Source organism: Aeromonas sp. 96A, assembly GCF_051919165.1.
GTDB lineage: Bacteria > Pseudomonadota > Gammaproteobacteria > Enterobacterales > Aeromonadaceae > Aeromonas > Aeromonas veronii.
The window spans coordinates 3,204,485-3,225,211 of record NZ_JBQBFE010000001.1; the positions used below are offsets into that span (position 1 = coordinate 3,204,485).

Genomic DNA, 20,727 nt, shown 5'->3' on the forward strand with positions numbered 1-20,727 from the left:
GGTTTCAACAGAACCGAAACCATGAAAAAGGCCCCCTCGCCAACGCGAGGGGGCCTTTTTATCGGCTAGCGATCAGTGGGCGATCAGCCCTTGATGCGCTCGATGCGGCCACCCAGACCCTGCAGCTTCTGCTCGATGTCTTCGTAGCCACGGTCGATGTGATAGATACGGTCGACGATGGTGGAGCCTTCGGCCACGAAGCCGGCCAGCACCAGACTGGCGGAGGCGCGCAGATCGGTCGCCATTACCTGGGCACCCTTGAGTTGCTCGGTGTCACGGCAGATGGCTACGTTGCCCTGCAGTTCGATGTCTGCGCCCATCCGTACCAGTTCGGGAACGTGCATGAAGCGGTTCTCGAAGATGGTCTCGGTGACCATGCCGGTGCCTTTGGCGACGGCGTTCAGCACAGTGAACTGTGCCTGCATGTCGGTCGGGAAGGCCGGGTAGGGGGCAGTCTTGATGGTGACCGGTTTGAGGGTGCGGCCAGTCATGTCGAGGGTGATCCAGTCTTCACCCTTCTCAATCAGGGCGCCAGCTTCTTCCAGCTTGACCAGTACCGCTTCCAGCAGGGTCGGGTCGGTCTTGCGGCAGGTGATCTTGCCGCCGGTGACCGCTGCGCCCACCAGGAAGGTTCCGGTTTCGATGCGATCAGGCTGCACGCTGTAGTTGCCGCCGTGCAGACGCTCGACACCGTCGATGGTCAGGGTATCGGTGCCCGCGCCCTGGATCTTGGCGCCCAGAGTATTGAGGAAGTTGGCCAGATCGACTACTTCCGGCTCGCGCGCGGCGTTTTCGATCACGGTGCGGCCATCAGCCAGGGTCGCGGCCATCATCAGGTTTTCGGTACCGGTCACGGAGACCATATCCATCAGGATGTGGGCGCCTTTCAGGCGACCATCGACACGGGCCTTGATGTAACCATCTTCGATGGTGATCTTTGCACCCATCAGCTCCAGGCCGTGGACGTGCAGGTTGACCGGACGGGCACCGATGGCGCAACCGCCGGGCAGGGAGACATCAGCAGCACCGAAACGGGCAGCCAGCGGGCCCAGCGCCAGAATGGAGGCGCGCATGGTCTTCACCAGCTCGTAGGGAGCGACGTGGTTGTTTACGGCACCGGTCAGCACGGTCACATTGCCGTTGACCTTGGTGGTGGCGCCCAGCATCTCCAGCAGCTTGATGGTGGTGCCCACATCTTTCAGGCGCGGCACGTTGGAGAGGTGTACCTCTTCATCACAGAGCAGGGTCGCGAACAGGATCGGCAGCGCGGCGTTTTTGGCGCCGGAGATGGTCACTTCGCCGTTGAGAGTACAACGACCATCGATTTTGAATTTGTCCATTTTTACTTCGTTACCAAATCAGGAGGGCAATAGGAATTTACGTTCGCGTTTCCACTCGGCGTCGGTGAACGCCTTGATGGAGAGGGCGTGAATGGCGTTGCTGGCGATCTTGTCCATCAGCGGGGCATAGATGGCCTGCTGCTTCTTGACCCGGCTCATGCCGTCAAACATGTCACCGACGGCGATCACTTGGTAGTGACTACCGTCCCCTTTGACATGGACTTCGGACAATGGCAGAGCCTCAAGGAGTATCGCTTCAATTTCAGAGACTTGCATTATGCGTCCTCAGTTGTGAGCGGAGTTGACTGAAACAGCCCGGCCACCCCGTAGAGGTTGGCCAGGGTATAGAAATCACTGGAGGCGCCCACCAGTTGCGGTGTGGCGCCTCGCACTAATACGGCTTTGGCCCATTTGACCAGCAGGGCCAGTCCGGCGGAGTCGAGGGTGGTGACGCCGCCGAGCTCAAGCTGGTCGTCCAGCCACCATTCGGCGCGGCGTTGCCACAGGTCATTGACCTGTGGCGCCTGCAGCTCACCGCTGAGGGTCATGGTTTGAGTACCAGCGGCTTGGCGTTGTGCTCGCGCAACTGGGCGATCACCGCATCGATGCCGTTCTGGCGGATCAAACCGCCGAGCTCGCTCTGCTTGGCGGAGAGCAGGCTGATCCCCTCTGCCACCATGTCGAAGGCTTTCCACTCGCCGGTCTTGTTGTTCTTGCGCAGCTTGAACTCGAGGAAGATGTCCGGCTTGCCGGCTTCTTTCACGCTGACGTTGACGGCGGTGATATTGCCGCTGGGAGCTTTGCCCGGCTCGACCTTGACGGTCTGCTTGTCAAAATGGGCCAGCGCATCGGCGTAGGAGCTCACCATGTACTCGGTGAACACCTCGACGAAGGCATTGCGCTGCGCTTCGGTGGTCTCTTTAATCTGGTTGCCAAGCACCTTGTAGGCGGCGAAGCGGTTGTCCACATAGGGCAGCAGCTCTTCGCGGATGATCACCCGCAGGTGATCCGGATTGCTTTTCACCTGGGCTTGATCGGCTTTCAGACGGGCAAAGGTCTGCTTGGCAGCCTGATCCACCAGCGCGTTGGGATCGGTGGCATCGACTGCGGCCTGGGCAGACAGGGAAAAGAGCATGCTGGTCATCAGGCCCAGCAGCAGGGCGATTTTCTTGAACATGATTACTCCTTCTTGCTGTCTGATTTGCTGTCGGAGGATTGGCTGTAGAGGAACTTGCCAATCAGATCTTCCAGTACGATGGCGGATTTGGTGTCTTCAATCAGGTCGCCATCCTTGAGCATCTCGGTGCCCATCTCCTCATCGCTGAAGCCGGGGGCCAGACCGATGTATTGCTCGCCGAGCAGACCGGAGGTGAGGATGGAGAGGGAGCTGGTATCGGCAAACTCGCCAGCGCTCTTTTGCATCATCAGGGTCACTTCGGGCACCTGGGTTTTCGGGTCCAGTACGATGTCGCTGACCCGGCCTACCACCACGCCGCCGACCTTGACCGGCGAACGGACTTTCAGGCCGCCGATATTATCGAAATGCGCGCGCAGGGTATAGGTTTCTCCTTCCGGTTTGAAGCTCAAACCGGCCACTTGCAGGGCCAGTGCCAGAATGGCACCGATGCCAGCCAGCATGAAGGTGCCGACCAGGAATTCTACTTTGCTGAACTTCATCTTTACCTTATCCAAACATGACTGCAGTGAGTATAAAATCCAGGCCGAGCACGGCGAGGGATGAGTGGACCACGGTACGGGTCGTGGCCTGACTGATCCCGGCCGAGGTCGGCTTGGCATCATAACCGTTAAAGAGCGCAATCCAGGTGACCACCAGGGCGAAGATCAGGCTCTTGATGGCACCCTGCATGATATCTTCATGCCAGTCGACGGAGGCTTGCATGGCAGACCAGAAGCCCCCTTCGTCGACGCCAAGCCAATCCACGCCGACCAGCTTGCCGCCGAAGATGCCGATCAGGCTGAACATGAAAGCCAGCAGCGGCATGCTGATGACCCCGGCCCAGAAGCGGGGGGCAACCACCCGGCGCAGCGGGTCGACCGCCATCATCTCGAGGCTTGAAAGCTGCTCGGTGGCCTTCATCAGGCCGATTTCAGCGGTCAGGGCCGAACCGGCACGGCCGGCAAACAGTAGCGCCGTGACTACAGGGCCCAGCTCCCGCAGCAGGGAGAGGGAGACCAGCGGCCCCAGACTCTGCTCGGCGCCGAAATCCTTCAATACGTTGTAACCCTGCAGCGAGAGCACCATGCCGATGAACAGGCCGGAGACCAGAATGATGGCCACCGACTGCACACCCACCACATAGAGCTGCTGGACCAGCAGCGGGAAGTGCTTGCGCGGCTCGGGTTTGCCCGCCAGCGCATGAAACAACATGATGGTGGCGCGGCCAACGGCGCTGATGACGCGCACGCCAACCCGCCCCAGCTTGCTTATTTGACTTATCAACATCAGAGATCCTGTAGCAGATCGCCTGCCGGAAAATGAAACGGAACAGGACCATCGGGCAATCCTTTGAGGAACTGCTCGACTTCGGGGTTGTGCTCTTCGCGCAGCTGATCCGGCGTACCGTGCGCCACCACCTTGCGATTGGCAATGATGTAGGCGTAATCGGCGATGCTCAACACCTCTTTCACGTCGTGGGTGACGATGACGGAGGTGATACCGAGGGCATCGTTCAGCTCCTTGATCAGCTTGACCAGCACCGCCATGGTGATGGGGTCCTGCCCGACGAACGGCTCGTCATACATGATGAGGTCGGGGTCAAGGGCAATGGCCCGTGCCAGCGCCGCCCGGCGCGCCATGCCGCCGGAGAGCTCGGAGGGCATCAGTTTCGCCGCGCCGCGCAAGCCCACTGCCTGCAGCTTCATCATGACGATGGTGTGTATCAGCTCCTCCGGCAGGCCGGAGTGTTCCCGCAGCGGGAAGGCCACGTTGTCGTAGACCGTCATGCCGGTAAACAGGGCGCCGCTCTGGAACAGCATGCTCATCCGTTTGCGCACTTCATAGAGGCGCGAACGGGAGAGGGTGGGGATATCTTCCCCGTCAAACAGAATGTGACCGGACTCCGGCTTGAGCTGGCCACCGATCAGCCGCAGCAGGGTGGTTTTACCGATGCCGCTCGGGCCCATGACGGCGGTTACCTTGCCACGAGGAATGGTCAGGTTGATCCCGTCATACAACAGCCGATCTCCGTGACTGAAGGTCAGGTCGGAGATGGTGATCAGGTCATTGTTCAAACAATTGTCCATCCGGTGTAAATGAGGTGCGAATTTTATGGGGTAGTCTAGGTCTAAGCAACAGCAAGGAACAACTATTGAACAGGCTGCAAGCCCATTTGCACGACAGTTTTCTGTAACAAAGTGCGTCATTGAGAGCGGGACTTGCCATCCGATTCGCTTATCCGGGCAGACTTTTTTATAATCCCGCAGCTAATTTCGGCCCGGAGCTGTGTCTTTATGTCTGTAAAGCCTGAGAAAGTGTCTGAACTGTTCGATTTTCGTCGCAGTGCCCGCGCGGTGCTGGACACAGAAAAGCAAGCCATTGATGGACTCTATCAGTATCTGAACGACGCCTTCGACAAGGCGTGCGAGATGGTGCTGCGCTGCGGTGGCAAGATAGTGGTCACCGGCATGGGCAAATCGGGCCATATCGGCAGCAAGATCGCCGCCACCCTCGCCAGCACCGGCACCCCGGCCTTCTTCCTTCACCCGGGAGAAGCGAGTCACGGCGATCTGGGGATGATCTCCAGCGGCGACCTTATCATCGCCATCTCCAACTCCGGCGAGAGCGACGAAATCCTGGCCCTGCTGCCGGTACTCAAGCGCCGCGGCATTCCGCTCATCTGCATGACCGGCAATCCCGCCTCCACCATGGCCAAAGAGGCCAACGTGCACCTGTGCATCAAGGTGGAGAAAGAGGCCTGCCCGCTGGGTCTGGCGCCCACTTCCAGCACCACGGCAACCCTGGTGATGGGCGATGCCCTGGCGGTGGCTCTGCTGGAAGCGCGCGGTTTTACCGCCGATGACTTCGCCCTCTCTCACCCGGGCGGTTCCCTTGGCAAGCGTCTATTGCTGCGGGTCGGCGATCTGATGCACAGCGGTGAGCTGTTGCCCCGGGTAGGGATAGATGCCACCATCAGCCAGGCGCTGCTGGAAGTGAGCCACAAGGGGCTCGGTATGACGGCGGTGGTGGAGGGCATGGGGGGTGGGTGGTCGATGGCAATGGCCTGCTGGCCGGGCTCTTTACCGATGGCGACCTGCGCCGCATTCTTGACCAGCAGATCGATATCCATCACACCCCCATCAGCCGTGTGATGACGGCCAACTGTGTTACCGTAGGTCCAGAGATGATGGCTGCGGAAGCCGTCAAGCTGATGGAAACGAGAAAAATCAACGGATTACTGGTCGTGGATGAAGAGAAACGCCCGCTCGGCGCCTTCAACATGCACGACCTGCTGAAAGCCGGAGTAATTTGATGCAAAACGTACCGACCCTCTATGGTCCGGTGACGCGCAGCCAGTTTGAGAAGGCGGCGCAAATCCGCCTGCTGGTGTGCGATGTGGACGGGGTGCTCTCTAACGGCCTCATCTACATGGGAAACAACGGCGAAGAGCTAAAAACCTTCTGCACCCGCGATGGTGCGGGCATGCGAGCGTTGCTCAATGCAGGGATCGAGATCGCCATCATCACTGGGCGCAACTCCCGTATCGTCAGCGATCGGATGAAAAGCCTAGGGGTGGCTCATGTGGTGCAGGGGGCTGATAAAAAGCTGCCTCACTTCGAAGCGCTGTTGGCCAAGCTGGGGCTGACTGCTGAGCAGGCCGCCTATATGGGGGATGACACCATCGATCTGCCGGTGATGCAGGTCTGTGGGCTCGGCATTGCCGTGGCCGATGCCCATCCGCTGGTGCTGAGTCGTGCCGATATGGTGACTCGGCTTGGCGGTGGCATGGGCGCGGTGCGCGAGGTGTGTGACCTCATTTTGCAGGCGCAGGGCCACGACGATTATCAGCCCGAGGCCTCGGTATGAGCAGACAGACCCTGTTGTTTGCCCTGCTGTTTCTGGTTGCGCTGGTTGCCTGGCAGTTGGGCAAGGTTGAGCTGGTGCCTGAGAGCGCCGTCAAAATCGAAAACTATCAGCCGGATTTTGTCGCCAAAGATCTGGTGACCACCCGTTTTGATATCAACGGCAAGCGCACCGAGCGGCTGGAGTCGACCTACGCCGAGTATTATCAAATCCTCGAGCAGGCCACCTTCGACAAGCCGGTGGTCTACATGTATGACGATCAGGGTGCCGCCGAGTGGAAGGTCACCGCTGAAACCGGCGTGCTCAACACCGGCGACAACGTCATCTTGCGGGACAAGGTGCATCTGGATGGTCTGCTGCCCACCTCCTTCATCTCCACACTGGATACCCATTATCTGGAGCTGGATCTGGTGACACAGGATGTGCGCAGCAATCGGGAAGTGAACATTCTGGGTCGGGATTTCCAGACCCAAGGGGTTGGCCTTAAGGGCCATCTGGACCGCAAATATTTTGAGTTACTGGATCAAGGCCATGCCATCTATTTCAATGAAAAACGCTAATCTGGCCCTCGCAGCCCTGTTGTTGTGTGGTGCGGTGACCGCCAAAGAGTCCGACTTTGCCGAGAAGGTCTACGTCGATGCCGTCAAACAGGTGGCCGAGATGCAGGACAACCGCATCACCTTCGAAGAGGATGTGACCATCAATCAGGGCACCATCCGGATCAAGGCTGACAAGGTGGTAGTGACCCGCTCCGGCGAGAAAGGGGCCGAGGTGATGACTGCCTACGGCAAGCCCGCCACCTTCTTCCAGATCCTGGATAACGGCAAGCCGGTCAATGCCCACGGTAACACTATCCGCTACGAGCTGAAGAACCGGCTGGTGACCATCACAGGCAACGGTCAGCTCAAGCAGGAAGATAGCCAGGTCAATGGCGATCTGATCCGCTACGACATCGTCAAACAGAAGATGATTGCCGAGAGCAAGAGCCCGAGCCAGCGGGTCAAAACCGTGTTCCTGCCGGATCAGGTAGAGAATTTCGACAAGCCCGCCGACCAGAAGAAGCAGGGAAAATAAGCCATGGCAGTGTTAAAAGCAGTGGGCCTGCAGAAGAGCTACAAGCGCCGCATGGTGGTGAGTGACGTCAGCCTTGAAGTGGGCACCGGCCAGATTGTCGGCCTGCTCGGCCCCAACGGGGCGGGCAAGACCACCTCCTTCTACATGATCGTGGGGCTGGTGCAGCGCGATGCCGGTCTCATCACCATCGACGATCAGGACATCAGCCTGCAGCCCATGCATGTGCGGGCGCGTAACGGCATCGGTTACCTGCCGCAGGAGGCCTCCATCTTCCGTCGCCTGTCGGTGTTCGACAACCTGATGGGCGTGATGCAGACCCGCAAGGGGTTGAGTCGCGAGGAGCGTGAGGACAAGGTTCAGCAACTGCTGGAAGAGTTCAACATCACCCACATTCGCGACAACTTGGGTCAGAGCCTCTCCGGCGGTGAACGCCGTCGGGTCGAGATCGCCCGTGCGCTGGCGGCCGAGCCGCGTTTTATTCTGCTGGATGAACCCTTTGCAGGGGTTGACCCGATTTCTGTGATAGACATCAAGAAGATCATTCAGCATCTGAAAGATAGAGGCCTTGGCGTCTTGATTACCGACCATAACGTCAGAGAGACTCTGGACGTATGTGAGAAGGCCTATATCGTCAGCCACGGCAAGATGATTGCCGAAGGTGCACCGGCTGACATCCTTGCCGATGAGCAGGTCAAGCGCGTCTATTTGGGCGATCAATTCAGTCTATAGTAAGGGGGCATGCCTTCATTTCCTTTGACGAGTGCCTCGCTGAACATAAGGATATCCCGACGTAGATGAAGCCGACATTACAGTTGCGTCTCGGTCAGTCCCTGACCATGACGCCGCAATTACAACAAGCGATTCGTCTGCTCCAGCTCTCCACTCTGGAACTTCAGCAGGAAATTCAGCAAGCGCTCGAAAACAACCCTCTGCTGGAGCAGGAAGAGAGCGAGGCGCAAGAGACCAGTCCGGAAGCGCCGGTCGATGCCAGCCAGCTGGATTCCAGCGATGCCATGGCTCAGGAGCAGATGCCGGACGAGTTGCCGGTGGATACCACCTGGGACGAGGTTTACTCTGCCGGCACCGCCCAGAGCGCGGGCCCCATCCACGATGGGGAAGATAGCGTCTATCAGGGAGAGACCACCGAAAACCTGCAGGATTATCTGCTGTGGCAGATGCGGCTCACACCGTTTAGCGATGTGGATGCCGCCATCGCGCTCGCCATCATCGATGCTATCGACGAATCCGGTTATCTGACCGTTGCGCTGGAGGATATCCAGGCTGCCGTCACCAGCGATGACGTAGAGGTGGAGCTCGATGAGGTAGAGGCGGTACTCAAGCGGGTGCAGCACTTCGATCCGGTCGGCATTGCTGCCCGTTCTGTGCAGGAGTGTTTGCTGATCCAGCTGGATCAGTATGACCCGCAGACCCCCTGGCTCAACGAGGCCAAGGAGGTGATCCTCGAGCACATGGAGCTGCTCGGCAACCGGGATTACCGCACCCTCGCCCGCAAGACAAAACTCAAGGAGAGCGACCTCAAGGAGGTGCTGGATCTGATCCAGCTGCTGGAGCCGCGCCCCGGCAACGGCATCATCCAGAGCGACTCCCAGTACGTGATCCCCGACGTCTCCGTGGTCAAGAAGGGCAGCAAGTGGGTGGTCGAGCTCAATCCCGACTCCGCCCCTCGCATCCGGGTCAACGAGACCTATGCCGCCATGGCCCGCAACGCCCGCAGCAGCACCGACACCCAGTTTATCCGCTCCCATTTGCAGGAAGCCAAGTGGTTCATCAAGAGCCTGGAAAGTCGCAATGACACCCTGCTGAAAGTGGCTAGTTGCATTGTCGAGCAGCAACAGGGCTTTTTCGAGTATGGTGAAGAGGCGATGAAGCCGATGGTGCTCAATGACATCGCCGAAGCGGTAGAGATGCATGAGTCGACCATCTCCCGGGTGACGACCCAGAAGTACATGCATACCCCCCGTGGTATCTTCGAATTGAAGTTTTTTTTCTCCAGCCATGTGAACACCGAAGGAGGAGGAGAGTGCTCATCGACCGCAATTCGCGCGCTCATCAAGAAGCTGGTCACGGCAGAGAATCCTGCCAAGCCGTTAAGTGATAGCAAGATCGCGGATTTGCTGGCCGAACAGGGTATTATGGTGGCGAGACGCACGATCGCTAAGTATCGCGAATCCTTGTTTATCCCACCTTCCAATCAGCGCAAACGCCTGGTTTAGGCAAACAAAAGGATGATGTTATGCAAATTAACCTGACCGGACACCATGTCGAGATCACCGAAGCTCTGCGTGATTATGTGAATAACAAATTTGCCAAACTCGAGCGTCACTTCGACCACATCAACAATGTTCATGTGGTGCTTAGCGTGGAAAAACTGAACCAGATAGCGGAAGCCAAATTGCACGTCAGCGGTGGCGAAGTGTTTGCCAACTCTGAACATGCCGATATGTATGCTGCGATAGACACCTTGCTCGACAAGCTGGACAGGCAGATCATCAAGCACAAAGATAAGTTAAATAAAAAATAACCATGCAACTTGAACACATACTGAGTCGGGACTGCACCAAGAGTGCAGTCCCTTGTACCAGCAAGAAACGCGCCCTCGAAATCATCAGCGAGCTGGCCGCCGAACGCCTTGGCACCTCCCGTCAGGCGCTGTTTGAATGCTTGCTGGCCCGCGAAAAAATGGGTAGTACCGGGATCGGTGCCGGTATTGCGATCCCCCACGGTCGCATTGACGATGAGTTCCCGCCAACCGCGATCCTGATGACCTTTGCCGACCCTATTCCTTTCGACTCCATCGACAATCAACCGGTTGACCTGCTGTTTGCCTTGCTGGTGCCGGAAAGCGAGTGCAAGCAGCATCTCAAGACCCTTTCTCTGATGGCTTCCAAGCTGGGTGACAAGGCGGTTTGCCGCCAGTTGCGTCAGGCAACCAGCGACGAAGAGCTCTATCAGATCATGACCTCGGCCTGACAGCAGGCCAAGGATGAGACACCCGTTTTGGCGTGAGGGAACAAGATGCAGTTAATCGTGGTAAGTGGACGTTCGGGCTCCGGTAAAACGGTAGCCCTGCGAGTGCTGGAAGATCTGGGTTACTACTGTGTGGACAACCTGCCGGTCAATCTGCTGCCCCAGCTGATTGTCTCGGTGGAGAGCCAGTATGACAAGCTGGCGGTCAGTATCGATGTGCGCAACCTGCCGAGCGATCCGGAGAAACTGGAAAATCTGCTGGCTCAGGTGCGCAATGAGGGGCGGGTTGAGTTCTCCAGCTTCTTCTTCGACGCCGACAACGGCACCCTGCTCAAGCGCTATGGCGAGAGCCGCCGCTTGCACCCCCTCTCACGCAACAAGCTGTCGCTGGATGAGGCGATTCGGGAGGAGACCCACCTGCTGGCGCCCATCTCCTCGACCGCTGACCTGCGCATCGACACCACCACCCTCAGCATTCATGACCTGAGCGAGCTCATCAAGACCCGGGTACTCGGCAAGAAAGAGAACGAGCTGGTGCTGGTGTTCGAGTCGTTCGGTTTCAAGTACGGCATTCCCAAGGATGCCGACTTTGTGTTCGATGCCCGCTTCCTGCCCAACCCGCACTGGATCCCCGAGCTCAAGCCGTTCACTGGCAAGGATGAGCCGGTCGCCAACTACCTCTCGGCGCAGGCTGACGTGATGCTGTTTACCCAGCAGATCGAGAACATGCTGGTGACCTGGTTGCCCCATCTGGAGCGCAACAATCGCAGCTACCTCACGGTCGGCATCGGTTGCACCGGCGGTCAGCACCGCTCGGTCTTTATTGCAGAACGGCTGGCCAGTGCATTCCGTTTGCTTGGCAAGAACGTGCAGATCCGCCACCGCACTCTCGACAAGAGTGCTCCCCAATCCTGACGGACCAATAGGACGACCCGATGACTGTTTCCGCCTCGGTTGAAGTGAAAAACAAGCTGGGTATTCATGCCAGACCAGCCATGATGCTGTTCGAGCTGGTGCAGGGTTTCGATGCCCACGTGCTGCTGCGCAATGAAGATGGTGTGGAGGCCGATGCTGACAGCATCATCGGCCTGCTGATGCTGGATTCCGCGCAAGGGCGGCAGGTGGAAGTACAGGTTGAGGGCCCCGAAGAGGTCGAGGCCCTGGCCGCCGTGGTGGAGCTGTTCACCTCCGGCTTCAACGAGGAGTAGTCACTCCTCGTTATATGTTATGAACCGGTACGCGCCAGCGCTTTGAAGCTGGCAAAATCCCGACAAGCCAGCAGATTCCTGCTGGCTTTTTCGTTCATCAGTGCTAGAAACAGGTCGTAGAGACCCATCGCCTCCTCGTAGTCGGCCTTGCTGATGGCCAGCACGAAGATGAGCGTCGCGATTTCTCCGTTGCCCCAGTCGATCCCCTGCGGGGCCAGCACAGTGTAAACCAGAGTGCGGCGCGCCAGCAGACCGAGGGAGTGGGGCAGGGCGATCCCTTCTCCCAGCATGGTGGAGACGATCCGCTCCCGCTCCTGCAGTGAGGCTCTGAAGCCGCTCTCCACCAGATCTTCCGCTTCCAGCTGATCACAGATACGGGCAAACAGATCGGCCTGGGTAAGGGGTTCTTTGACCACCATGAAGTGGTCGGCCTCAAAATATTTGTCGAGCATGTAGGGACGGGTGCGGTCGATCAGCACCAGCTTGCCAAGCTGCTCCAGCTGGTATTGGGTCGGGAAGGGGGCAACGAGTACCACGGGAGCGTTTTTTTCGTTCACCTTGACGGTACTGATGACAAAGTCCTGCGCGATCTGCGCCAGCCCTTCGTAATCCCGCACCGACTCCAGCGTGGTCAGCTGCAACTGGGGATACTCCCGCTTGATGCGTGCTTCCAGTACCCGGAAGGTGGCGTTACCTGCATCGCAAAGCAATAGCGCCTGCGGGCGGCGGGTATAGCCGATGTCGTAATGGCGCTCCAACCCGACCCCGATATGGATCACCAGATAGCCGATCTCGTGGTGGGTCAATCGGTAGGGGGTCTGCTTGAACCACTCCGAAATGGCCGCCAGCGTGATGTCGTAGGCGAGGGGGTAGTACTGCTTGATGTGATCGGCCAGCGGGTTGTGGTTGCCAATCTGGTATTTGACCCGTAGCAGCATGGCGCTGATATGGGTTTGCAGGTCGGCCCGCAGCTGTTGGTCGCCTCGCAGGTCGTAAGGGTAGTGTTGATGAATGTAGGTCAGCAGATGTTCCACCAGCTGTTCGCTCTCGGCGGCCATGGCAGGGCTGAGCTGGGGAGTATCGGCAATCAGGCGCGCCTGGATTTGGATAGCGAGACCGGCGATCTCGTCCTCTACGGGGGGCGTCAGGGTGGGCAATACCGCATATATATCGCGAGATACTGCCAGCAGCGGCAGAGTCAGATCCTCGCTGGCGAAGTGGCGCAACTCGTGACCGGATGCCTGACGCAGCAGGGCAACGGCGCAGTAGATGGCGAGCTGCTGCAGGCTCTCGTCAGCGAGACGCAGCTGATGTCGGGCAAGCTGGGCATGGATGTGATTGCCCACTACCTCCATCGTCTTGCTGGGGCAAAGGTTGGGCAACAGGGTTTGCAACTGGTTGTTGTGCAGCAACTCCTGATAGAGCAGTTGGGTCAAACAGGCACGGATCGCCGTCTCCTCCCCCTGAATGCGCATCCCCAGGCGGGGTTTGCTCTCAACGCTGAGCCTGAAGTGGCTGAGCTGTTCACGGACTTCCGCCATATCCCCCTGCAGTGCCGCCCGGCTCAGATACCAGGTATCAGCCAGCTCATCGAGCTTGATCCCCTGCTCTGCCGTCAATAGCAGGATCTGCAGGTGCAGCACCCGCTCCCGGCTGGTGCGTGGCAGGCCGCTATCCTGACCCTGGGCCGCCAGCAGGGCGTCGAACAGTCCCTGATTGTAGATTTTCAGCTGGTAGCCGCTGCCACGCTGGTGGATCAGGTGGGCGCCGTGGGTGGCAATCAGTTCGTTGAGGGTCGCCACATCGGTGCGCACCGTTCGGGAGGATACATTGAGGCGACGAGCCAGCTCCTCCTGTGGCAGTGGTTCGGCATGGAGCTGGATCAGCAGTTGATGGAGCCTGGGGTGTGGCAGCTTGATCATAGGGGGTATGCAAGACTCCTGTTGCGAGATAAAGGGTCGATGTTAACAAGTGGGTCATCAACAAGCCAGGCACCGGTCAGTGATTGAACCGGTGCCGTGACTGCCATCAGGCCAACAGTCGTTTCACTATGGCCAGCAGAGCCCGCACATCCTCGGGGCGAGTGTGCCCGCTCGCGCTGTCGATGATGGAGCTGTAGACGTGCGGGATCACCTTCTCGACTCCGGCGTCCAGCGCAATCCGCACTATCTCCTCGAAGTTCTCCAGATCGATGCCGCCGGTGGGCTCCAGCCAGAAGTTGTTGCGGGCACAAGCCTCGGCCACTGCCTGATACTCGTCGCGGCAGGCCAGCCCCCCCATGGGGAAGAATTTGACCGAGCTGCCGCCCATGTCTTTGAGCAAGGCAATGGCGGTATCGATGGGCACTATGCCATCCCGCTGCCCGGCGCTGAGTGGACCGGTGGAGATCTTTACCATGCCCGGCATGCCGGTAGGGGAGATCAGCCCATTCACCAGCGTTTTTGATTGGCCGAGCAGCGCCCGGCTGGCGCCGACACCGGTGAACACCTGATTGACGTGCTGGGGCTGCAGCTGGCAGGCCAGCTCGGCCACCATGGCGGATTGGCGCGGATCGCCGGCGCCCAGCCCGATGGAGAGGGCGTTGTCGATAAGCTTGGCGTACTCCTTCATATCGGCAACTGCGGAGGGAATATCCGGGTAGTTTTTGGAGAGCACACCGACCAGCACGTGGCCTTCGGCTGCGTCGTACACCTCTACGGCATTCTCTTTGGAACCTGCCAGCACGTTGAGACAGACCCGATCACGGTAGTAGTTGGGGGTAAGGGACATCAGCGATTCTCCTGAACGAGGTTGGCAATGGCGGAGTGGATTTGGTCGAGCTGGGGCACGGTGACGCTGCGCACATCGATCTCGATGTGCCCCTCGTTGGCCTTGTAGCCACGACAGTAGATGGCAGGCGTGCCCTGTTGCAGACGGGTGACGACCTGCACTGTGGTCATGCCGATCTGCTGGTGGTCAAACGCGATATCGGTGCGGGCAATGTCGCGTCCTGCGCTGTCCCATGCCACCTGGGCGGTGACGCCGGGCAGCTGGTTGAGGCGCTCGATGAAGGGGCTCATCTTGGCGACCATGGCGGCGCCGCTCTCTTTCTCTTTGGCCAGATAGCGCTCGATGGCGTGGGTCAGGCCGAGGATACCCTCCTTGCCCACCTTCATGGCGCGACCGATGCCATTGGCCTGCTGTTTGACCCACTCTACGTACTGACGCTTGCCGAGCACCAGCCCGCTGGTGGGCCCTTCAATGGCCTTGGCGCCGCTGTAGATGACCAGGTCAGCACCCTGGTTGTAGTAGAGGCGCAGATCCTCTTCGGCAGCCGCATCGACAATGAGCGGGAGCCCGTGGGCCTTGGCGACCTCGGCGGCCTCTGCCACCGACAGAATGCTCTTCTGCACGCAGTGGTGGGACTTGATATAGAGGATCGCAGCGGTGTTGGCATTGATGGCAGCGGCCAGTTGGGCGGGGGAGCACTCGTTGGCGTAACCGGCTTCCACTACCTTGCCGCCACCCAGATTGACCATGGTACCGACGGGGGCGCCAAAGTTGACGTTGTGCCCCTTGGGCAGCACGATTTCGCTCGGCACGTCATGAGGGTGGGCATGCAGTTGCTCGAGGCGGTAGGGATCGCCGCGCACTATCATGGCGGCGACTGACTGGGCGATGCCGGCGCTGGCACAGGAGACCACCACCGCATCTTCCACATCCAGTAAACCAGCCAGATAGGCGCCGGTCTTGTTGACCAGATCCTTGACCTCGAAGTAGTGGCCCAGGCCAAAATTGACCGCATCGACCACCTCCTGCTCGGGGGTGGAGACGCCGAGAATGGTCATGCGCCCGGAGGCGTTGATCACAGGTTTGAGCTGATATTTCTCATAAACAGAAGGCATGGTGTGATTTCCCATAGTGAGTCAGAACCAGTTCGCCACCGACCAGGGCGGCGAGAGGCTGCAGTTGTTGGTCACCGCTGCGGGACTGGGCTTCGGTATCCATAAACAGGGCCGGGCCGCTGGTGACCTCGAACAGGGTCAGATCGGCATCGGCGCCCACCTCGAGCCGCCCCTTGCCGGAAAGGCGTAGGGCATCGGCCGCTTGATGGGTGACGCAGGCGAGCACCTGCTCCAGCGTCATGCCGATGGCGAGAAACTTCGACATCACGTGAGCCAGACTGTAGACCGGCCCCTTGATGCGGTTCTTGCAGTAGATGTCGGAGCTGATGGTGCGGGGCAGGATCCCCTGTCGGATAGCCAGCTCCGCCACCTCGAAGCTGAAGCTGGCGCCGCCGTGGCCGATGTCGAGCAACAGGCCCCGTTTCATCGCCTCGCGCACCGCGACCCGCAGCTCGCCAGCCGGAGTCAGGATGCGGTTCGGTTTGCCGTTGAAGCAGTGGGTCAGCAGATCGCCATCCCCCAGCAGGGCGACGATCTCGTCCAGATCCGGCGGTGTGTTACCCACGTGCACCATCAGCGGTAGCTGGCCGTGGGTCTGTTGCAGCGCCTTGGCCATGCGCAGCGGTTGCAGACCGTTTTCTCCGACCACGCTGCCGCTCATCCGCGCCTTGATGCCGACAATAAAGTCGGGGTGGCGGCGAATGGCTGCCGAGGCGAGATCCATATCGAGGTCCCGGCTATCCGCCAGCTCGTTCTGGCGCAGCAGACCGATACGGGAGATGTTGAGCAGGGCATGTACCCGGGTCTTGCAGCCCGCAGCGATCTGCTGGAAGTCATCCACATCGTCGGCCCCGGTGCTGCCGGCGTCGATGACGGTGGTGACGCCTGATTCGACCCCGACCTTGTCCGGCTCATCGTGATAGATAGGGGAGGCGGGGTAGCAGTGGGTGTGGCCGTCGATCCAGCCTGCGCTCACATGCACCTGGCCGCCGAGATCCAGGATCTGCCGCGCCGCTGCCGTCCCCGGCAGGGAGCCGATGGCGGCGATTTTGCCCTCCCTGATGGCGATATCGACGAGCTGGCCATCTCCCTGGCGCCCCGCTTTGATGATGATGTCGTACATGCTGAGAACCTCTGGCGAGCCGCCCCGCAGGGCGGCTGGTACTTACACAAGGGCGACCGGGAAGAAGGTACCCAGCAGCATGGCTCCCAGAATGGCACCGCCGGTGATGGGCTTGCCCCACACGTAGAACAGCAGCGCACCCAGCAGGGAACCGATACCGATGGGAATGGAGGCGCCCATGGCGGAGAGGATGATGAGGGGGCCGAGGAAGCGGCCAGAGCTGTTGCCAGCACCCATCATCACGTCAGCACCATAAGTGGAGTTGCTCTGGTTGATGGTGAACTTGCGCGCCAGAATGATGACGTAGCCGATGGCCAGACCAATCCCCATGCCTGTTGCCAGCGAGGCACCGAAGTTCTCCACCGGATAGACGATGCCGGCCCCCAGCAGCAGGGCTGGCACACCGAGGCCAACCCCGGTCTGGATGGCACCGCCGATATCCAGGATCCCCACCAGGGAGCCCTCGATGATGCGGGCAAACAGGAAGCTGGCACCGAAGGCCGCCACTGCGCCATAGGCGCCCGTGTCCATCCCGGCTTTCAGCATGGCGACGAAGGCTACCTCGTTGAAGGCACCGACCCCGTACAGATAGAACATGTGGGTACCGGCAAAGACCCCGGCCGAGAGCAGGCCGACGAAGATGGGGAATGACCAGTCGGCATACCAGAAGTTGTTTTTCAGTTTCTCATCCATGGTGTGACCCCTTATTTGCCGCTCAGCAGGTTATGGACGTTTTCCAGCCACAGGGGAACACCCATATGGAAGGATTCAATCAGTTTCATGTCGAAGCCACGGAAGAAGCCGCTCAGCACGAACAGCAGGACGATGGCTGCCATCATCACCTTGGTGACGTGGTTCCAACCGCTCTCTTCCACGCCTTTGCCGATCAGGATGCCGAGCACCAGACCCGGTACCGCGTTGCCCATGATGAGCTGGGCCAGACCGCCGAAGATGGTGGCCCAGAAACCGGATTTCTTGCCCGCTTCGATGGCGGCCAGCCAGAAGATCACCGGCATGACGGTGTTGACCAGCAGGTTGGCGGCCGGTACCAGCACCTTGACCGCAGTGACCTGCAGGGCGGCCGGGACGGCTGCGGCCGTGCTGTTGAGGAAGGCAACCACGATGGCACCTATGATGCCGCCGGCGATGGCCATCTTTTTCGGGTCGTGCAGGGTGGTGGCGAGATCCCGATTTTTGAACAGCAGTGCCGCTGTGGCCCAGTGCGGGATGATGCGGTGATCCACATCCTGGGTGAAGGCGCCTGCCGCCACAGTAGAGGCCCAGGCGTTGAAGAAGAAGCCCAGACCAAACGAGAAGTGGGAAGCGGGATCCCCCTCGCAGGAGTTAAGTTCGCCCAGAGTGCGGAAGGCACCCATGCCCTGTACGGTCGGGGCGTGGAACATCCGCGCCGCGCCGGCCCCCACCCCGACGCCAACCAGGCCGCCAATGATGAGTGACTTGATAAAAATGATTAGAAACATCCAACGTATCCTTCTTGTGGGGTTGTGCCTGCGCAGGCATCACACCTGGGTGAACGCCACCTTGGCGACATCCAGACTGGTGACCTGAACCTTGATCTCCAGCTGGACGCGGTATTCGCGGCGCTGGCGCGGCAGGAAGAAGAACAGGAACTTCTCCACCCGGACCGACTCCTCGGCTTTGAGCACCTGTACATCGACCGGCTCAATACGCAGCAGTACCTGCTGGTTGTCCTTGAGCAGTGTGGGTTGCACCTGGCTGAGGGCGGAGGCAAACGCCTGCTGGCGGGTCGTCCCCTTGCCGTTGACGATGACCTGGGTGGTGAAGTTCTCTTTCATCAGGCGCGTCCGTGCTTCTTGGCGAAGGCTTCGACCAGCTTCTGGCCCAGCTCTTCCTTGTCCATGAAACCGAAGCCCAGCACCACGCACCCTTCGTTGATGGCGGTGACGCCCTCTTCAACAGAGCGCATGCCGTAGCGGCACTTGTAGCCGTATTTGGTCTGGGCGGTGATCGCCCCGGCGCCGCCGCTGCCGCAGAAGGAGATGCCGAGATCCGCCTGCTCTTTGTTCATCACGTCGCCGAGCTTCATGTCAGCGGCCATGCCTGGGATGATGGTCACGTTGGCTCCGGCTGCTTCCGCGCCTGCGCCCACTTTCTGACCCTTGCCGAGACGGTCTCCAATCACGAGTTTGATGGCTGTCATATCGATTTCTCCTTGAGTTACGGGTTCTGCACCGAGCTGAGTTCGTTTTCTTTGGCGACTTCAAAATGGACGGACAAGAGGTGTGCCTCCTCATAAGCAAGCTGATCCAGCCAGCTGACGACCTGTTCGGCGAGACGCAGTGAGAGGGGGAGATCTCTTCAAACAGGCTGAGGTCAACTTCTGGCAGGGGCTCGCCGCTGTGGGAGCGCCACACCATGGCTTTGACATGGGAGGCCAGCATCTGCCGTTGCACCTCGTTGGGGATGATGCCCTGTTCGGCCAGCATGGGATAAATGCGCGCGAGGATATGATCGGTCTGGCGCAGCAACTCCGGGCTGTTCGGGGTCAGGGTCTGGTCGTGAGTCTCTGTTTGCAATGTCTGCTCTCCAAGGCTGGCAGAAGGTATGGCGTTACCCTAAGCCTGCGCGTCGATGTGGAGGAGGCAGCGTTTTTCCGATTCGAAGCGGAAATTCCTGAGGAAATGGCCCCGAAGTGATCGTTTGGATACTGAAAAGGTAAAAAGAGTGCTTATTGAAGCTGGTTTTGTGTGATCGGTAGCGCACAAATCGGGGGGCGGGAGCAGGGCAAGCGTTGCGGGAAACTGTGAGTCATCTCACGATAAGAGACGTAGCCGAGGGGACAGATATGGAAAAGGGCGGTTTCCCGCCCTTCTCATAACAAGGAGTGACGCTAGCTGGCCGATGCGGCGCTCGAGCTGGCCGTTCTCTGCTGATAGCGCAGGTCTTCCTCTATAGTGACCACCACTTCCAGCGGCTTGCCGGAGCGGAATACCGAGATGGTCAGCTTGGTGCCGGGGCGGCTCTCGACAATCTTGTCCATGGCGCTGCGTACGCCACTGATGGCCTCTCCGTTGATCTTGAGCAGTACATCCCCTCGCTGCAGGCCGCCTTTGGCCGCCGGTCCGTTGGGATCCAGACTCTCCACCACCAGACCACGCAGGTCGCCGAGGTTCATCATCCGCGCGACTATGGGGTTGATCTCGACACTGGAGATCCCGAGGTAGCCGCGGATCACCCGGCCGTTGGCGATCAGCTCATCCATGATCCGTTTTGCCAGCCGGTAGGGGATGGCGAAGCTGATGCCGTAGCTCTCCTGATTGCCGTTGAGGTGATAGGTGGCGGTGTTGATACCCACCAGATCGCCACGGCCGTTGACCAGTGCTCCCCCCGAGTTGCCCTCGTTGATGGCGGCATCGGTCTGCAGCAGATCCTGACGGCCATTGCTGTCGGGCCCCATGCTGGAGAGGCCGGTACGGCCGGTCGCGCTGATAATGCCCTGGGTGATGGTCTGGCCGACGTTGTAGGGATTGCCGATGGCGAGCACCACATCCCCCACTTCTGGCAGTCGCTCGGGATCCTGCGGGATCACCGGCAGGTTGTCTGACTCGATATAGAGCACGGCGAGGTCGGTGAGCTGATCGGTTCCGACCAGCTCGGCACTGAAGACCCGACCATCCTGCAACGCGACGATGATCTGGTCGGCATCGGCGATGACGTGGTAGTTGGTCAGTACATAGCCGCGCTGATTCATGATGACGCCAGAACCCAGCCCTTGTGGGCGCAGTTCCCCCTGATTGCCCTGATTGGGGGCAAAGCTGCGGGTGTAGATGTTGACGACGGCAGGGCCTGCCCGATGGGCGGCATAGGAGAAACTCAGTTCACGGGCATTGGTGATGATGCCGGGCAGTTGGGCACCACCGCGAAAATGGGGAAACAGCAGCAACAGCAGCGCCGCGACGGTCAATCCAAAACCGACAGACTTGCCCAAGTAACTGACTAAAGGGGGGATTTTCATGTCATTCTCATCCGTACAGGCTGCGCGCAGAGAATAACACTATCGATGGATAAAAATCACCCGCGGTGAAGG

The 20,727-nt window shown here is 59.6% G+C and carries 26 protein-coding genes and 2 pseudogenes; 11 read left to right on the top strand and 17 right to left on the bottom strand.

Annotation, left to right across the window (positions count from 1 at the left end):
• Window positions 1–83: 83 nt before the first annotated feature.
• The 7 genes from murA to mlaF are packed head-to-tail and all read right to left on the bottom strand — an operon-like array spanning window position 84 to window position 4,604.
• Window positions 84–1,340 (bottom strand): UDP-N-acetylglucosamine 1-carboxyvinyltransferase, encoded by a 1,257-nt coding sequence (murA, locus tag ACTG2W_RS14765; RefSeq protein WP_005336355.1) that lies wholly within the window; start codon window positions 1,338–1,340, stop codon window positions 84–86.
• 18 nt (window positions 1,341–1,358) lie between these two features.
• Window positions 1,359–1,616, bottom strand: coding sequence for a BolA family iron metabolism protein IbaG (ibaG, locus tag ACTG2W_RS14770; RefSeq protein ID WP_005306001.1), 258 nt, complete (start codon window positions 1,614–1,616; stop codon window positions 1,359–1,361).
• Complete coding sequence (locus ACTG2W_RS14775; protein WP_128834363.1) at window positions 1,616–1,888, bottom strand: STAS domain-containing protein; 273 nt, start codon at window positions 1,886–1,888, stop codon at window positions 1,616–1,618. Before ACTG2W_RS14775 ends, ibaG begins: the two co-directional genes overlap by 1 nt.
• A complete protein-coding gene (locus ACTG2W_RS14780) occupies window positions 1,885–2,517 on the bottom strand; it encodes an MlaC/ttg2D family ABC transporter substrate-binding protein (RefSeq protein WP_005336350.1) in 633 nt (210 codons plus the stop codon). Before ACTG2W_RS14780 ends, ACTG2W_RS14775 begins: the two co-directional genes overlap by 4 nt.
• A 2-nt stretch (window positions 2,518–2,519) precedes the next feature.
• Entirely contained in the window at window positions 2,520–3,017 is a 498-nt protein-coding gene (gene mlaD, locus ACTG2W_RS14785) for an outer membrane lipid asymmetry maintenance protein MlaD (RefSeq protein ID WP_005336348.1), read from the bottom strand.
• Between the two features lie 7 nt (window positions 3,018–3,024).
• Entirely contained in the window at window positions 3,025–3,804 is a 780-nt protein-coding gene (mlaE, locus tag ACTG2W_RS14790; protein ID WP_440016320.1) for a lipid asymmetry maintenance ABC transporter permease subunit MlaE, read from the bottom strand.
• Window positions 3,804–4,604: a phospholipid ABC transporter ATP-binding protein MlaF gene (gene mlaF, locus ACTG2W_RS14795; protein WP_005336343.1), complete on the bottom strand. Its 801-nt coding sequence runs from the start codon at window positions 4,602–4,604 to the stop codon at window positions 3,804–3,806. Before mlaF ends, mlaE begins: the two co-directional genes overlap by 1 nt.
• Window positions 4,605–4,811: 207 nt before the next feature.
• Between mlaF and ACTG2W_RS14800 the strand changes: the two are divergent.
• The 10 genes and pseudogenes from ACTG2W_RS14800 to npr all read left to right on the top strand — a co-directional run bounded on the left by ACTG2W_RS14800 (window position 4,812) and on the right by npr (window position 11,651).
• Window positions 4,812–5,830: pseudogene (locus tag ACTG2W_RS14800) on the top strand (KpsF/GutQ family sugar-phosphate isomerase).
• Window positions 5,830–6,384: a 3-deoxy-manno-octulosonate-8-phosphatase KdsC gene (gene kdsC, locus ACTG2W_RS14805; RefSeq protein ID WP_076493266.1), complete on the top strand. Its 555-nt coding sequence runs from the start codon at window positions 5,830–5,832 to the stop codon at window positions 6,382–6,384. The pseudogene ACTG2W_RS14800 and the gene kdsC overlap by 1 nt, the downstream one beginning before the upstream one ends.
• A complete protein-coding gene (lptC, locus tag ACTG2W_RS14810) occupies window positions 6,381–6,941 on the top strand; it encodes an LPS export ABC transporter periplasmic protein LptC (protein ID WP_106843469.1) in 561 nt (186 codons plus the stop codon). Before kdsC ends, lptC begins: the two co-directional genes overlap by 4 nt.
• The gene (gene lptA / locus ACTG2W_RS14815; RefSeq protein WP_040068817.1) at window positions 6,928–7,455 is read left to right on the top strand and encodes a lipopolysaccharide transport periplasmic protein LptA; all 528 of its coding nucleotides are present in this window, start codon (window positions 6,928–6,930) and stop codon (window positions 7,453–7,455) included. The genes lptC and lptA overlap by 14 nt, the downstream gene beginning before the upstream one ends.
• A gap of 3 nt (window positions 7,456–7,458) precedes the next feature.
• Window positions 7,459–8,184: an LPS export ABC transporter ATP-binding protein gene (gene lptB, locus ACTG2W_RS14820; RefSeq protein ID WP_005336333.1), complete on the top strand. Its 726-nt coding sequence runs from the start codon at window positions 7,459–7,461 to the stop codon at window positions 8,182–8,184.
• A 65-nt stretch (window positions 8,185–8,249) separates the two neighbouring features.
• Entirely contained in the window at window positions 8,250–9,689 is a 1,440-nt protein-coding gene (locus ACTG2W_RS14825) for an RNA polymerase factor sigma-54 (RefSeq protein ID WP_005336331.1), read from the top strand.
• A gap of 20 nt (window positions 9,690–9,709) precedes the next feature.
• On the top strand, window positions 9,710–9,997 hold the full coding sequence (gene hpf / locus ACTG2W_RS14830; RefSeq protein WP_005336323.1) for a ribosome hibernation promoting factor: 288 nt from the start codon (window positions 9,710–9,712) through the stop codon (window positions 9,995–9,997).
• 2 nt (window positions 9,998–9,999) lie between these two features.
• Entirely contained in the window at window positions 10,000–10,446 is a 447-nt protein-coding gene (gene ptsN / locus ACTG2W_RS14835; RefSeq protein ID WP_005336322.1) for a PTS IIA-like nitrogen regulatory protein PtsN, read from the top strand.
• Between the two features lie 45 nt (window positions 10,447–10,491).
• The gene (rapZ, locus tag ACTG2W_RS14840; protein ID WP_021231839.1) at window positions 10,492–11,358 is read left to right on the top strand and encodes an RNase adapter RapZ; all 867 of its coding nucleotides are present in this window, start codon (window positions 10,492–10,494) and stop codon (window positions 11,356–11,358) included.
• Window positions 11,359–11,378: 20 nt separating this feature from the next.
• A complete protein-coding gene (npr, locus tag ACTG2W_RS14845) occupies window positions 11,379–11,651 on the top strand; it encodes a PTS phosphocarrier protein NPr (RefSeq protein WP_005336318.1) in 273 nt (90 codons plus the stop codon).
• 17 nt (window positions 11,652–11,668) lie between these two features.
• On the opposite strand, the gene ACTG2W_RS14850 is transcribed toward npr, so the two are convergent.
• The 9 genes and pseudogenes from ACTG2W_RS14850 to ACTG2W_RS14890 form a co-directional block, all read right to left on the bottom strand.
• Window positions 11,669–13,573 carry a BglG family transcription antiterminator gene (locus ACTG2W_RS14850; protein WP_106843470.1) on the bottom strand — a complete coding sequence of 635 codons (1,905 nt, stop codon included), beginning with the start codon at window positions 13,571–13,573 and terminating at the stop codon, window positions 11,669–11,671.
• Window positions 13,574–13,679: 106 nt separating this feature from the next.
• Window positions 13,680–14,420, bottom strand: coding sequence for a 2-dehydro-3-deoxy-phosphogluconate aldolase (gene dagF, locus ACTG2W_RS14855; protein ID WP_106843471.1), 741 nt, complete (start codon window positions 14,418–14,420; stop codon window positions 13,680–13,682).
• Window positions 14,420–15,535, bottom strand: a complete 1,116-nt coding sequence (locus tag ACTG2W_RS14860; RefSeq protein ID WP_106843472.1) for a DgaE family pyridoxal phosphate-dependent ammonia lyase — start codon at window positions 15,533–15,535, stop codon at window positions 14,420–14,422. Before ACTG2W_RS14860 ends, dagF begins: the two co-directional genes overlap by 1 nt.
• Entirely contained in the window at window positions 15,519–16,658 is a 1,140-nt protein-coding gene (locus ACTG2W_RS14865) for an amidohydrolase/deacetylase family metallohydrolase (protein ID WP_106843473.1), read from the bottom strand. Before ACTG2W_RS14865 ends, ACTG2W_RS14860 begins: the two co-directional genes overlap by 17 nt.
• 42 nt (window positions 16,659–16,700) lie before the next feature.
• Complete coding sequence (locus ACTG2W_RS14870; protein WP_005355144.1) at window positions 16,701–17,351, bottom strand: DUF4310 family protein; 651 nt, start codon at window positions 17,349–17,351, stop codon at window positions 16,701–16,703.
• Between the two features lie 11 nt (window positions 17,352–17,362).
• A complete protein-coding gene (locus tag ACTG2W_RS14875) occupies window positions 17,363–18,139 on the bottom strand; it encodes a DUF4311 domain-containing protein (RefSeq protein WP_005341754.1) in 777 nt (258 codons plus the stop codon).
• A 39-nt stretch (window positions 18,140–18,178) separates the two neighbouring features.
• Window positions 18,179–18,475 carry a DUF4312 family protein gene (locus tag ACTG2W_RS14880; protein WP_106843474.1) on the bottom strand — a complete coding sequence of 99 codons (297 nt, stop codon included), beginning with the start codon at window positions 18,473–18,475 and terminating at the stop codon, window positions 18,179–18,181.
• Window positions 18,475–18,840, bottom strand: coding sequence for an SFCGS family glycine-rich protein (locus ACTG2W_RS14885; protein WP_005355141.1), 366 nt, complete (start codon window positions 18,838–18,840; stop codon window positions 18,475–18,477). Before ACTG2W_RS14885 ends, ACTG2W_RS14880 begins: the two co-directional genes overlap by 1 nt.
• Window positions 18,841–18,857: 17 nt before the next feature.
• Window positions 18,858–19,168, bottom strand: a pseudogene (locus tag ACTG2W_RS14890) (transcriptional regulator).
• Between ACTG2W_RS14890 and ACTG2W_RS14895 the strand changes: the two are divergent.
• Window positions 19,067–19,336: a hypothetical protein gene (locus tag ACTG2W_RS14895; protein WP_440016550.1), complete on the top strand. Its 270-nt coding sequence runs from the start codon at window positions 19,067–19,069 to the stop codon at window positions 19,334–19,336. The pseudogene ACTG2W_RS14890 and the gene ACTG2W_RS14895 sit on opposite strands and share 102 nt — an antisense overlap.
• A 194-nt stretch (window positions 19,337–19,530) precedes the next feature.
• On the opposite strand, the gene degS is transcribed toward ACTG2W_RS14895, so the two are convergent.
• Window positions 19,531–20,655: an outer membrane-stress sensor serine endopeptidase DegS gene (gene degS / locus ACTG2W_RS14900; RefSeq protein WP_005336297.1), complete on the bottom strand. Its 1,125-nt coding sequence runs from the start codon at window positions 20,653–20,655 to the stop codon at window positions 19,531–19,533.
• Between the last annotated feature and the right edge of the window lie 72 nt (window positions 20,656–20,727).